This window comes from Haliscomenobacter sp. (assembly GCF_033763495.1).
Classification (GTDB): domain Bacteria; phylum Bacteroidota; class Bacteroidia; order Chitinophagales; family Saprospiraceae; genus Haliscomenobacter.
This window is the reverse complement of record NZ_JANRKL010000144.1, coordinates 1-12,869: the sequence shown is the minus strand read 5'-3', so window position 1 is coordinate 12,869 and position 12,869 is coordinate 1. Positions and strand designations below refer to the sequence as shown.

Genomic DNA, 12,869 nt, shown 5'->3' with positions numbered 1-12,869 from the left:
AACATTTGTTTATTTATCGCCCTAAGATCCCGGCAAAGACTGTACTTTTACAGTGCAAATAAGACCACTCATGCAAGTCCTACCTGGCAAAAGTTACCCTTTGGGAGCTACCGTACATCCCGAAGGTGTTAATTTTAGCTTGTACGCTCGAAATGCGACGGCAGTTGAATTACTGTTGTTTGATGCACAGGATCACCGTCGACCGAGGCAAATCATTACCCTTTCGCCAAAGCACAACAAAACTTTTTACTATTGGCATTGCTTCGTACCTGGCCTTGAACATGGGCAAGTATACGCCTACCGGGTATACGGACCTTACAGCCCCGAAACCGGGATGCGTTTTGATGGCCAAAAAGTATTGCTCGATCCCTATGCTTTGGCGGTAGTCAACGACACCTGGGACCGGGAAAGAGCCCGCCACGCTGGAGACAACTGTGCAACAGCGCTAAAGGGGATTGTAGTGGATCCATATCTTTACGACTGGGAGGACGATACCCCGCCCAACCACACTTTTGAGCGGACCATCATCTATGAATTGCACGTAGGCGGATTTACGAAAGACCCATCATCGGGTTTGCCTGCCGAAATGCGGGGCACCTATCGGGGGCTAATTGAAAAAATTCCGTACCTGCAATCCTTGGGCATCACGGCTGTAGAACTTTTACCTATCCAACAGTTTGATTTGTATGATGCCCCTCCAGGGCGACTCAATTATTGGGGTTATAGCCCAATTTCATTCTTTGCACCCCACAACGGTTACGCTGTAGGCCAAGACCCACTGGGCGCACTGGATGAATTTCGGGACATGGTCAAAGCGCTGCACAAAGCGGGCATCGAAGTGATTCTGGATGTGGTGTTCAACCATACGGCTGAAGGAGATGAAAATGGGCCAACCTTTTCCTTGAAAGGTTTGGGCAATCGGACCTATTACATGTTGTCCGACGATAAAAAGCACTACAAAAACTTCAGCGGCACGGGCAATACCATCAATGGCAATCACTCGGTGGTACGTCGGATGATCCGGCACTGTTTGCGCTACTGGGCCGGTGTGATGCGGGTAGACGGGTTTCGCTTTGACCTGGCATCCGTACTCAGCCGCGATAGTGATGGACGGCCTATGGCCAATCCCCCTCTTTTGTGGGAAATAGAATCCGACCCGGTTTTAGCCTCCAGCAAACTCATTGCTGAAGCCTGGGATGTAGAATTGTATCAGGTAGGCAATTTTGTGGGTGACCGCTGGGCGGAATGGAACGGAAAGTTCCGCGATCGGGTTCGCTCCTTCATCAAAGGAGATGCAGGATATGCTGAACCGATGGTGCAGTGCTTGTCCGCCAGCCCCGATTTATTTCGCACCGATGAACGCAACCCCAACCGTAGCATCAATTTTGCTACCTGCCACGATGGCTTTACGCTTAATGATCTGGTGAGTTACAACCAGAAACACAACCTGGCCAATGGGGAAGGCAACCGGGATGGCCACAACGATAACCGTAGTTGGAACTGCGGAGAAGAAGGCCCTACAGACAATCCAGAGATCAACTCCCTTCGCTTGAGGCAAATCAAAAACTGCTTTGCCATTCTTCTCCTTGCCCAGGGTACCCCGATGATTTTGATGGGGGATGAAGTGCGGCGCAGCCAAGGTGGCAACAACAACGCTTACTGCCAGGATAACCCGACCAGTTGGTTTGACTGGACCCAGGTGGAAAAAGAAGCCGACCTCTTGCGTTTCGTCAGGGAGATGATCCGCATCAATATGACTTCACCATATTTTCAGGAGTCCCATTTCCTCAATAGCCATCATACCACTGTACACTGGCATGGAACTGCGCCAGGAGAGCCTGATTGGAGCGAAGACTCTCGCAGCTTGGCCTTCTCCTTGCACAATCCAGATTATGAAGAAGAAATTTACGTTGTCCTGAATGCTTATTGGGAACCACTGGATTTTGAGTTACCGCCGCCTTCCAGCCCCCAGAGTAAGGGCTGGTATCGCCTGGTAGACACTGCTTTGCAGAGCCCGGAAGACATCAACAGTGTCCCTCCCCAAAAGCCATTGAGTAAGTACATTTACGAAGTAGCGCCTCGTTCGGTATTGGTTTTGCAGTCTAAAGGTGCTTTTGCGCTGGCAAGGCAGATTGGGCAAGAATTGACTTACGACAGCCTGGTTAGGGATGAATGAACAATTAAACCTATTTTTGCCTCGAAATACCACCAACTCATGAGTCGCATTTTATATTATTTGGTTTTGCTGCCATTGTCCAAACTACCCCTGACGGTACTCTATCGGCTTTCCGATTTTATGTACTTTGTTTTGTATCGCAGTTTGGGCTACCGAACCAAAGTAGTATTGGGTAATTTGCGCAATTCATTTCCTCAAAAAACGGAGGCGGAGATCAAAAAAATTGCCGACGAGTTTTACCGTTTTTTTTGCGACCAATTGGTAGAAACCATTCGTTTGTTTTCCATGTCCAAAGCAGAGCTCTTTGAGCGTTGCAAAATGAACGACATCGAGTTGTTTCATCGCCATTTTGCAGCAGGGAAAGCCGTGATCATTGCTGGTGGGCACTACAACAACTGGGAATTGGTGGCCATGGGACTTTGTGCCCAGATTCCTCACGAAGGAGTAGCCTTGTACCACCCTTTGAAGAATAAATTCCTGAATCAGAAATTACAGGATTCCCGAGGTCGCTTTGGAATGGAGATGGTTCCTACCCGCGACTCCCGCACTTTTTTTGCGGAAAACAGCCATCGCCGAATGGCCACTATTTTTGGGACTGACCAAGCCCCTTCGAATCCACGCAATGCCTATTGGACGATGTTTCTCAATCAAGAAACACCCATATTTTGGGGCACCGAGCGTTATGCCAAAGAATACAATTGGCCCGTGGTTTTTATCAAAGTAAACAGAGTAGGCCGGGGGCACTTTACGGTGAATGCGTTGTCTGTCACGGATGAGCCACAACAAACTGTGGAAGGCGAAATTTCTGAAAAGCACACCCGGATTTTGGAACAAATCATTCGCGAAACGCCGGATTACTGGCTCTGGACGCACCGGCGCTGGAAGCGTACCCGCCCAACGGATGTGCCACTTCACGGGATTGAACAAGTGGATAATTAATTGCATTTATTTTTCGTTTTAGCTAGCAAAAAAATCCCTATGCAAAGTCTTTTGCTCTATGTTATGATAGCCCTAGCCATGGTGTTTGCTACCCCTGAAAAAAACCAACCGGAAGTTTGTCTCAATGCCGAAGAATTTAAAATTTACGAACAACTCAATGCCTACCGCAAGCTGTACAAACTACCCAAAATCCCCCTCTCTGCATCGATGACCATTGTGGCCCAGGCCCACGCCAAAGATCTCCAAGACAATCAACCCGTTAAAGGCAATTGCAACCTGCACAGCTGGTCAGACAAGGGTGAATGGACTGCTTGCTGTTATACCAACGATCACGCTCAGGCCAAATGCATGTGGGACAAACCGCGGGAATTGAGCAAGTACAAAGGGGATGGTTTTGAAATTTCGTATTGGCAGAGCGATGGTGCAAATGCAAACGCAGCCATAGCAGGATGGAAAAAAAGCACTCCGCACAACAACATGATGATCAACCGCGACATCTGGAAAAAACTGACTTGGAACGCCTGTGGTGTGGGTTTGTATGGAAACTACGCGGTGGTGTGGTTTGGGCGCGAAGTTGACCCGGCGGGTGAGGCTAAAAAATGCCAGTAGGAGTTGAGGGGTAGAGGAGTTGAGGCTACCGCGAGCGACTTTGACAAAACAGGGGCTGTTCTTTCGCAAAGAACAGCCCCTTCACAAAATAAGGGATTAACTCAATCAGGGACAACCCGATCCATCCACATCACCTTTGATGAAATAGACGAACTGCAGCCCCCAGAGACTGGTTGTGAAATTAGGGATAATGTTCTGGGAATATACTTTGCCATTGCCCTGTAAGATAGAAGCACGGCGAATGTTGAAGTTCGCATCTCCTTTACCTTGTAGGGCGCGCACAACCAATACAATGTCAAAAGTGGTTACCCCAAAAGATTCATTCATATCAGCCGCGTTCAAGGCAAGGCCCTCCAGCGGACGAATGCTGAGGATGTGATGACTCATTTTGACCAGATCGAGTACGGAAATAGCTTGAAAGGTATCAATGGGTGGTAAACTGTTTTTGAGGCTCAGCTGATAGGTACGGCCGGTTGGGACATTTCGGAAGGTGAAAAAGCCTGAAGAATCCACGGTTTGTTCCAAGGTTTGGCCATTCAAGGTGTCTGTTAACACAACAGTTTGGCCAGAAATTGGCCGGTAATTGAAGCATTGCAGGCTTCCATTGATGACCCTGCTGGAATCGACCTGAGCGAATACAGGGCTCAGCAGCAAAAAAAAGAGGATACAGCTCAATATTGTTTTCATAATACCTTATGCTAAATGTTGAGTAAAATAATGTGTCGTTCCTCAACGGGCAACCAACACTTTTTTCATGACTACGCCACTTTCAGCCACCACTTTCAGGAGATAAACCCCATTGGGAATCCTAGCCAAACTCAGGCTGCGTTGAGGCATCAAAACACCACTCAGCGCTTTGCCATCTATTTGCAACAACTGCACACTGCGCAATGACAAGTCGCCATAATCGAGAAACAATTGATCACGTGCGGGTTGGGGGTATACCCGAATGCGAGCATCCAGGTAAGGATCATAGGCCGAAGTGGTGGTTCCTTTTTTAGCTGTAGGGGTACTGGGCAAGGGCGTCACTGGGACGATTTGATCAGCGTTATTGATCAGACGAACATTCTCAATGCCCAATTGAAGTTTAGGATTTTCTTCATCCCGCAGGTTCAAAATGACATCCTCGATAGTGATTTTTACTTTACCGATGCGGCCATAACCACTCACGTTGCGGCCATCGGTGCGGGTTAAAGCAACCTCAATCCGGCCTTTAACAGGGTTGTTGCGTTGGAAAGCAAGTAGGTTTTGTCCCAGCGTGCCCAACCAGGAGTTCTCTGCACTAAAACTTAGCTCCGCTTCCTGTACCTGGGCAGGGTCGTAACTTATGCTGAACGCAAGGCCATAAACGTTTTCTGCAACTTTATCCGCTGTTCCCAATTCGAGTGGAAACCACTGACCTGCTCCACTCAGCACGGTATCTGCATCGATGAAAAGGGCTGCACCATTGCCACGAACTTCTGGTTGATACAATTTGGGCAAACCATCCCCGTGTTCGCGCTGCCAGTTGCGTGCCAGCGCACTCGTATCGGCTGCATCAATCCGTCCATTGCCATCGGCATCCACAAAGGCGAGGTCGGTATTGCTATTAATCAGAATACTACCCCATTTCTGGGTATTGTGGCGCTCCCAGGTGATTTGAGCATTGGCTCGAGGAGTACCGCTGGTTCCGTATGCCAAGCCAAGCGGCAATAGGTCAAATTGATCTACGACCCCATTGCCATCGGCATCACCGGGCCAAATACTAGGGGCTGTAATAACCGCTCCTCCATAAGTCAGGAAAGGAATCAGGTTTTGTTGGGCATCTACAGCTAAAGGCGGTAAGGTACCGGGGCCAAAGCTAATTTGAGTGGAATCGCCGCTCAATCTAGGCGTGAAACAAACCTCAAACAAGACCTCTCCTGAAAAAGCAACCGCGCTTGGACTAAACACTTTTACAAAGCGCAATTCTCCCTTGGCCACATTACCTAAACCCAAGGTGTTGAAGTCAATGATATTGGGTTTGGTGTAATTGATCCGTTGGAAGCTAAGCGCTTGAGGGTCCCAACGCAGCCCAAATTGAAGGCCGCTCAATTGTTGGAAATTGTCTGCAATAACCGGAGTACAAAAAACTTCACCCGTGTTGGCAATTTTGCTTTGTACCAGCAAACTGGGTTTACCGTTACCCGGGTTGATAATGGTATCCGGTGGTGATACGATGGTGTCTTGTGGAACATAACATCCAGCGGCGCTTAAGCCAGATAAAGAGCCGCTGCATCCATTGGCGTCGGTTACGGTTACACTGTAAAGGCTGTCTTTGGCTACATTGAGTGTGCTAAAGTAGACCCCATTTTCTTGAAACCCATTGCTCCAGGAAAAATTATAGGCACCCGGCAGGTTAAAATATGCCACAATAAGCTTTGCTCTTTGTTTGGTGGAGTCATCGCAAAGGGTGCTAAAAACGAGATTAATTGCATCTGAAGAAAAACTATTTTTAGACACGGCTACCAAAGCGGGAATGGTATCCTGATTTTGGTCACTCACCCACAATTGATAATCACCCGGAACGGCGCCACTAATGCTGGCTGTTTGAAAAGTCTGCCCCTTTCTCGTCCAAAAATACCGATAAGGCGGCACTCCTCCACTCACACTCACACTTGCACTAGCCAATGAATCCTTGCAGCTATTCATAGCCGAGCAAATTTGGGTAAAGCGCAAGGAGTTCGGCTTAGAAGGGCTTTTTAGATTGAGTCTTAAGCCAATCAAACCTGTAATCGCTTGCGATCGATTGTCCCGATAGACCACTTCACTTGGCACCGGAGCATCGGTGAAGCCAACGGTAGTTGTAGTTGCGTTTTTGTTTTTTACGACAAAGAGCAGGGAATACAAACGGGCACCATCAGAAAGGTTAATGCTGTCCAACTGAGTCCATGAAAAGCTCAGTAACCCCTTGTTGATGTTTGGTGAGCCAAAGCTAAAGTTGGTTTTTCGCAATCCGGGGAGGCCAAAGTTGCGCACATCTAGCAACTGCAACATACTGGTGTCCCATTGGGTGGTGTATTGCAGGCCAATGGTATTGGCATAGTTGCGCACTCTGACGTCCAGCAGCACCGTATCAAAGCTGCTGCTATCGGTTCGGGCCAGGTAGATGTTCATACAATCGGCGCGTTGGGCACTCAATTGTACTGCGAACAAAACCAGTAAGGTGAATAATGCATAAAAACGTTGCATGAGATCTTTTTTTTGTTGTGACAAAGGTAGGAGCGACACGCTGGTTGCTAAAGGACAAAAAAATGAAATTATAGGACAGGATATTATTTTTAAACAATTAAAAATATGAAAATCAGTTTTTTACTAAAATGATTATAGAAGATGAGAAAGAATCGCTTCCTCGATTTGTACCAAAATTTCAACGCAAAAGAACGAAAGCAATTTGTTTTGTACGTGCATTCCGTTTTTTTTAACCAAAATAAGAACCTGCAAGCGCTAATCCAGGGTATCGAGCAGTGTGTGAAGACCAAAAAAACAGTCGACAAGCGAGAAATGTACAGCCTGTGTTTCCCACAGGAAACTTTCAATGAACTGAAATACAACAACCTCATTTCCGACTTGCTCTACCTGCTCTACGACTTTTTGGCGCAGAGTCGCTATAACCGCGAAAAGGTGCTGCAAAAACAATTGCTGATCCGCACATTGCTCGATCAGGAATGTTTGGAACCCTGTGTTATGCACTTGGAACGTTATACTCAGCTGCAAGAAACCACAAGCTGGCAAGACAGCAATTATTGGTATGCGGCTTATCAACTACAGGATTTGCAGGATCAGCACTTGATGAGTCAGGAAAAGAGAGCCTATACCCCACATCTACAATCGCGTAGTGATGCCTTGGATCGTTTTTACCAACTCGAAAAAATAAAGATTGCCTGCGATATGGCTAGTCGCAGCACAGCAGTAAAGGCAGATTACCAATGTGCTTTTATCGATGACATTATTCATTGGTACCAGAATAACCCCCGGGAATTGACCAGGTTCCCCGCTTTTCAGCTATATCTGGCAGCTTACAACATGTTTACCTATAAAGACGACCAAGCTTATTTGCAACTCAAAGGTTTGTTGGAAACTCATCTCAAACTGATTCCGCAACAGGAACTTCGTCAATTGTATACCTATGTGCTTAATTTTGCTGTATTGCGCATCAATTCTGGCGAAAACCAGTATTATCAGGAGATTTTGCTACTGTACAAACTGCTCTTGGATGAAGCAATCATCTTTAAAAATGGCACACTCACCCAATGGACTTTTACTAACATTATTACTGCTGGTATACGCACCCGGGATTACGAATGGACTGAGCGTTTCATCGAAGACTACCAGCACTACTTGACCCCTGATGTACACCAAAATGTTTACACCTATAACCTAGTCAATTTATATTTTGAAAAAAAAGATTACCCTTCCGCTCTGCGTATGTTGCACAATGTGGAATTTACGGATGCTTTTTATCATCTTTCAGCCAAGTTGATTCAACTCAAAACTTACTACTTGCTGGCCGAAAATGAAGCACTTCTGGCGCTCATCAATGCTACGCGTCGTTTTGTACAACGCAATCGGCAATTGTCGGATTATCAAAAAAAATCTAGCCTTAATTTTTTGCATATCTTGCAGCGTTTGAGTCAGTTACAACATGTTTTAATGAATGTTCGGGACGCTGGAAAGTTTAAAAAACAATTGAGAAATGACCTAGATACCTTACAGCCACTAGCAAATAAACAATGGCTGGAAGAAGTATTGGAGCAAAAGTTTTCATTCACAACAAAACATTAATAACTTGCATGCTGTAAATAGGGCTTGTAATTTTACTGTTTTATAAGCCAGCACAGCGGTTATTTTTATATTTGTTACACATTTATGTTTTCAATCATTTCTTCATTTTCCCAAAAAACATGACCTTTTACCAGTTTTTTCGTCACAAATAAAAAAACACGTGATGGAAGTAGGAGAAATCTACATTCACCCAGAAGAAGGACGAGCTGTACTAGACGTGAAGAATGACAAACCACAGATAGTAAGCTTAATTGTACAGGACAAGGTGGGAAAACCTTGTTATGAACAGCAATGGGCATTGGAACTCGGCAAACAAAGCCTGCAGTTCCCGATTGCCGATTTAAAAGCAGGGACTTATTTTGTTTGGTTGCACTATGCAGACAAAACCAAGATGAGTTCTTTTAAAATTACCGCCAGCCAGGAAACAAAGCCAGAAAGCAGAAAAAATCCATTGTCTAGTATCAAGTTTTTTTCTTGGTAAGCTTAGGGTTTATTCCTTCTATCTTTTTAATTGATCTTCCAGGATTCTTTGTCCTCGTTCGAATCTTCTAAGTTCCTGCAGACCCAAATGAGTTATAGTCACATCAATCAAACGATCCGGATCGGTTTCGTAAGGGTCATAATATTGCCCTGCTTCTAAAAATACCCGAAGCGGTGCCAAACCAATCAACTCCGAACCTGTAACCTTGAATCCAAGTTGCTGCGCCTCCTCACAACAGGCTTCAAAAGCAAGGTGTAGTGGGGTTTGATCCAGGTCGGTAATATTCATGGATACCTGAGCTTTGCCGTAGGCAGGCATGTACCACCCAATGGCTTTTACCCCCGGACAACGGCCAGGGATGCGTTGCTTGTGGTCATGGCCATCCTGCTGCAAATAACCACTTTCTCTGACCCTTTCGGCAATTCGTTGGGCGACCTTCGGGTCTTTGGTATTCAGATTGACATTGTAAGCGATTAAAAACTTGCGGGCACCCAATACCGTAGCTCCGGCGGGGAAGGATCCTTCTTTTGGCCCGAAGTCGGGGTACCATTCAGGGTGTCTGATTTTAGCTGCCAAGCCTTCATATTCGCCCTGGCGGACATGGGCTAAATTGCGCCGGTGGGGTGCAGTAGCTGCATATTCGTACAAATACACCGGGATGTTCAGCTCAATTCCGATCCTTTGCCCCAATTGTTGCGCCAGCTTGACTGCTTCTTCCATCGTTAAACCCTTGATGGGCACCAGCGGGCAAACGTCCGTAGCCCCAATCCTAGGGTGAGCACCTTGCTGTTGGCGCATGTCGATGACTTGTGCGGCGGTTCTGATGCTTTGAAAAGCAGCCTCGACAACTGCTAGAGGCGGGCCAACAAAAGTCATCACCGTACGATTGGCATCAAAGCCAGGATCTACATGTAAAAGGCTTACCTCTTTCACTTGGCGAATGGAGGCAGCAATTGCTTCGATCAATTCAGGATTGCGGCCTTCACTGAAATTGGGCACACATTCCAACAATGGTTGTTCATTGACTTGTTGCATATCCAACAGGATTTGGGCGGTCTCAAATTAAATGTTAAATATCTGCTTATATAAGTTAAATTAACCTATCTTTCGCCAAATTAATATTGTACCATACCCCTACTTTAACAAATTCACTTGACAAATTTTACATCCCGACATGAACGTTGCCGCATACATTGACCACACGCTACTCAAACCGGATTCGACTCTGGACAACATTCGCCAACTCTGTGCTGAGGCGCGGGAGTACGGTTTTGCTGCCGTATGTATTCCACCTTATTATGTACACGACGCTGCCCGCTGGCTGGAAGATGCTCCGCAAAAAATACAGGTCGCCACGGTAGTCGGCTTTCCACTCGGGTATTCCAGTACCATTGCAAAGGTAGAAGAAATCAAACGTGCTATCGACGATGGTGCAGATGAAATAGATGCTGTCATCAATTTGTGTGCAGTAAAAAACCAATTGTGGTCGCATGTGCGGAGCGATGTAGACAGCCTGATTACTGCGAGCCGGATGAAGGGTAAAAAAATAAAAATCATCCTAGAAACAGCGATACTTACTCCTGTGGAATTGGAGCAAGCTTGTGCAGTGATGGCCGAGTTGGGACCAGATTTTGCCAAAACCTCCACCGGATTCAATGGTGGTGGTGCTACCCTTGAGGTGGTAAAGCGAATGGGAGAATTACTCCATCACAAGATAGCCATTAAGGCATCAGGGGGGATTCGTAGTTTTGCTGACGCCAAAGCGATGATTGAGGCAGGGGCTACTCGGATTGGCACTTCATCGGGCGTTGCCATTGTTAAGGGAGAGACCGGAGAAGGGTCTTACTAGTGCTCATTTTTTGACAAAACCAATGCGATTAACTCATTAGCAAATCAAGCCCTTAGATAGCACATACTTCTGCGCAAGTTTTTGTATTTTTGTAAAAAAAACACATGCAACGCACCTTTATTGCTTTGTTCCTGCTGATAGTGAGTTTTGGTGCAGCGAAAGCACAGGGGCTACAAAACATCCAAATCAAAGAAGATCCAGCCATAACCAATTTGATGAGCCAGTATGTAGAAGGCAATAAGCAAAAGCCATACATCAATGGGTGGCGACTGCAAATTTTAGCAACAACTGATCGACCCAAGTTGGATGAAACCTTAAACAATTTCAAAGCCCAATATCCGTTTGTACCCGTAACCTGGTTGCACGAACGGCCTTATTATTTGTTGCGGGTAGGTGCTTACCACAGCAAGCTGGAGGCAATGAGTTTGCAACAATTGTTGAGAGGTCCTTATCCTGGAGCTTATCTGGTACAGGACAGTCAAATTAGTCCCATTGATTTCATTGGATATTAGAAGAAGTTGAGTTATGCTGGGTAAATTCACCGGGACAAAAACAATCGATTGGGTTGCTTTTTCCGTTTATCTGACGTTGGTTGTCTTTGGGGTATTGATGATTTATGCCTCTACCTACATTGAATACGAGAAATACGGATTCATGCGCTCTTCAGTAGGCAGGCAGTTGATTTGGATGGCCATTTCAGCAGTGGCCTTCGGAGTTGTTCTTACCCTCGACTGGAAAATCTGGCAACTCCTGGCCTATCCTTTGTATGCCATCTCCATGATTTTACTACTGGGGGTGCCATTTTTTGGTACGGAAATTCATGGTAACCGGTCCTGGTACATCATTGGAGGCATGTCATTCCAGCCTTCCGAACTTGCCAAATTAACCGCTGCATTGGCAATGGCTTCTTTTTTGAGTACACCCAGTACCAATTTGAAAAGTTTCCGCAGTCAGATCCTTGCTTTTGGCATGTTGTTGATCCCGATGGGGCTGATTTTGATGCAGGGAGACCTTGGCTCGGCGATTGTGTTTAGCTCTTTTTTGATCGCCATGTACCGTGAAGGTTTGTCGCCCAACTACTACATTGGAGGAGGTGCCATTTTGGCTATTTTACTATTGGGTTTGATGTATGATCCCATCATTGTTTCCATTGTCATTCTGAGTTTAGGTTTGTGGTATTTGACTACCCTATATAAAGAGCGAGTTAACGCTCAGAGAATCGTTTCTGGGGTGTTTGTTGCTGCGGTGACAGGCTGGTGGTTTAAACATGGATTGTATAGCTTGGGGGCATTAGCTGCGATATATTTAATTTGGGGATTGATTTATGCTAGCCGCAAAGGTGTGCGAGAAGTTGGGGCTGCGGCTTTAGCCATCACTTTGGCAATTGGGATGTGTATTTCGGCTAACTATGCAGTGCTTAAAGTGCTCAAACCTCACCAGGCAGACCGGATCCTAGTTTGGTTGAAACCAGAAGTTTGTGCTGAATGTAAGTCCATGTACAACTTCATGCAATCCAAAACCGCCATTACTTCTGGCGGCCTATTGGGCAAAGGTTTTTTGCAAGGTAGTATGACCCGCTATAGTTATGTGCCCGAACAACCTACCGATTTTATCTTTTGCACGGTAGGCGAGGAGCAAGGCTTTATCGGAGCAATTGGGATTATTGGTTTGTTTTTGGTCCTGATGTTGCGCTTGACGGTAATTGCCGAGCGACAGCGCTCCAATTTTGCACGAGTGTATACCTATTGTGTTGTTGGTATATTGTTCATCCACTTTTTCATCAATATCGGAATGACCATCGGGGTAACCCCCATGATTGGTATTCCTCTCCCTTTCATCAGCAGGGGTGGGTCATCTTTGTTGACTTTCTCCACAATGATGGCCATTGTTTTGAAGATGGACCGGGATCGTTACCGTTTGTAGTTAAAAAGTTTAAAAGCTGAGGAGTTGAGAAGTTGAGGCTGCCGCGAGCGATTTTGACAATGTCTTTGTCTAAGTCGCTCGCGGCAGCC

The 12,869-nt window shown here is 46.1% G+C and carries 11 protein-coding genes; 8 read left to right on the top strand and 3 right to left on the bottom strand.

Annotated features, from left to right (window positions below):
- Positions 1-70 precede the first annotated feature (70 nt).
- From glgX to SFV55_RS14575, 3 genes are read left to right on the top strand one after another with little or no spacing between them, the layout of a single operon-like run.
- A complete protein-coding gene (gene glgX / locus SFV55_RS14585; protein WP_320030251.1) occupies positions 71-2,176 on the top strand; it encodes a glycogen debranching protein GlgX in 2,106 nt (701 codons plus the stop codon).
- A 39-nt stretch (positions 2,177-2,215) separates the two neighbouring features.
- Positions 2,216-3,115: a hypothetical protein gene (locus SFV55_RS14580; RefSeq protein WP_320030250.1), complete on the top strand. Its 900-nt coding sequence runs from the start codon at positions 2,216-2,218 to the stop codon at positions 3,113-3,115.
- A 39-nt stretch (positions 3,116-3,154) separates the two neighbouring features.
- Entirely contained in the window at positions 3,155-3,724 is a 570-nt protein-coding gene (locus tag SFV55_RS14575) for a CAP domain-containing protein (protein WP_320030249.1), read from the top strand.
- Positions 3,725-3,829: 105 nt separating this feature from the next.
- On the opposite strand, the gene SFV55_RS14570 is transcribed toward SFV55_RS14575, so the two are convergent.
- Both SFV55_RS14570 and SFV55_RS14565 read right to left on the bottom strand, forming a co-directional pair.
- Positions 3,830-4,411, bottom strand: a complete 582-nt coding sequence (locus SFV55_RS14570) for a hypothetical protein (protein WP_320030248.1) — start codon at positions 4,409-4,411, stop codon at positions 3,830-3,832.
- A gap of 42 nt (positions 4,412-4,453) precedes the next feature.
- A complete protein-coding gene (locus SFV55_RS14565; protein ID WP_320030247.1) occupies positions 4,454-6,934 on the bottom strand; it encodes a T9SS type A sorting domain-containing protein in 2,481 nt (826 codons plus the stop codon).
- 141 nt (positions 6,935-7,075) lie between these two features.
- On the opposite strand from SFV55_RS14565, the gene SFV55_RS14560 reads away from it, so the two are divergent.
- Both SFV55_RS14560 and SFV55_RS14555 read left to right on the top strand, forming a co-directional pair.
- Positions 7,076-8,527, top strand: coding sequence for a hypothetical protein (locus tag SFV55_RS14560; RefSeq protein ID WP_320030246.1), 1,452 nt, complete (start codon positions 7,076-7,078; stop codon positions 8,525-8,527).
- A 163-nt stretch (positions 8,528-8,690) separates the two neighbouring features.
- On the top strand, positions 8,691-9,008 hold the full coding sequence (locus SFV55_RS14555) for a hypothetical protein (protein ID WP_320030245.1): 318 nt from the start codon (positions 8,691-8,693) through the stop codon (positions 9,006-9,008).
- 18 nt (positions 9,009-9,026) lie between these two features.
- On the opposite strand, the gene ftcD is transcribed toward SFV55_RS14555, so the two are convergent.
- Entirely contained in the window at positions 9,027-10,043 is a 1,017-nt protein-coding gene (gene ftcD, locus SFV55_RS14550; RefSeq protein WP_320030244.1) for a glutamate formimidoyltransferase, read from the bottom strand.
- 139 nt (positions 10,044-10,182) lie between these two features.
- Here ftcD and deoC point away from each other — a divergent pair, with 139 nt between their 5' ends.
- The 3 genes from deoC to rodA all read left to right on the top strand — a co-directional run bounded on the left by deoC (position 10,183) and on the right by rodA (position 12,780).
- Positions 10,183-10,857: a deoxyribose-phosphate aldolase gene (gene deoC, locus SFV55_RS14545; protein ID WP_320030243.1), complete on the top strand. Its 675-nt coding sequence runs from the start codon at positions 10,183-10,185 to the stop codon at positions 10,855-10,857.
- A gap of 104 nt (positions 10,858-10,961) precedes the next feature.
- Positions 10,962-11,369 carry an SPOR domain-containing protein gene (locus SFV55_RS14540; protein WP_320030242.1) on the top strand — a complete coding sequence of 136 codons (408 nt, stop codon included), beginning with the start codon at positions 10,962-10,964 and terminating at the stop codon, positions 11,367-11,369.
- A 13-nt stretch (positions 11,370-11,382) separates the two neighbouring features.
- A complete protein-coding gene (gene rodA, locus SFV55_RS14535) occupies positions 11,383-12,780 on the top strand; it encodes a rod shape-determining protein RodA (protein WP_320030241.1) in 1,398 nt (465 codons plus the stop codon).
- Positions 12,781-12,869 lie beyond the last annotated feature (89 nt).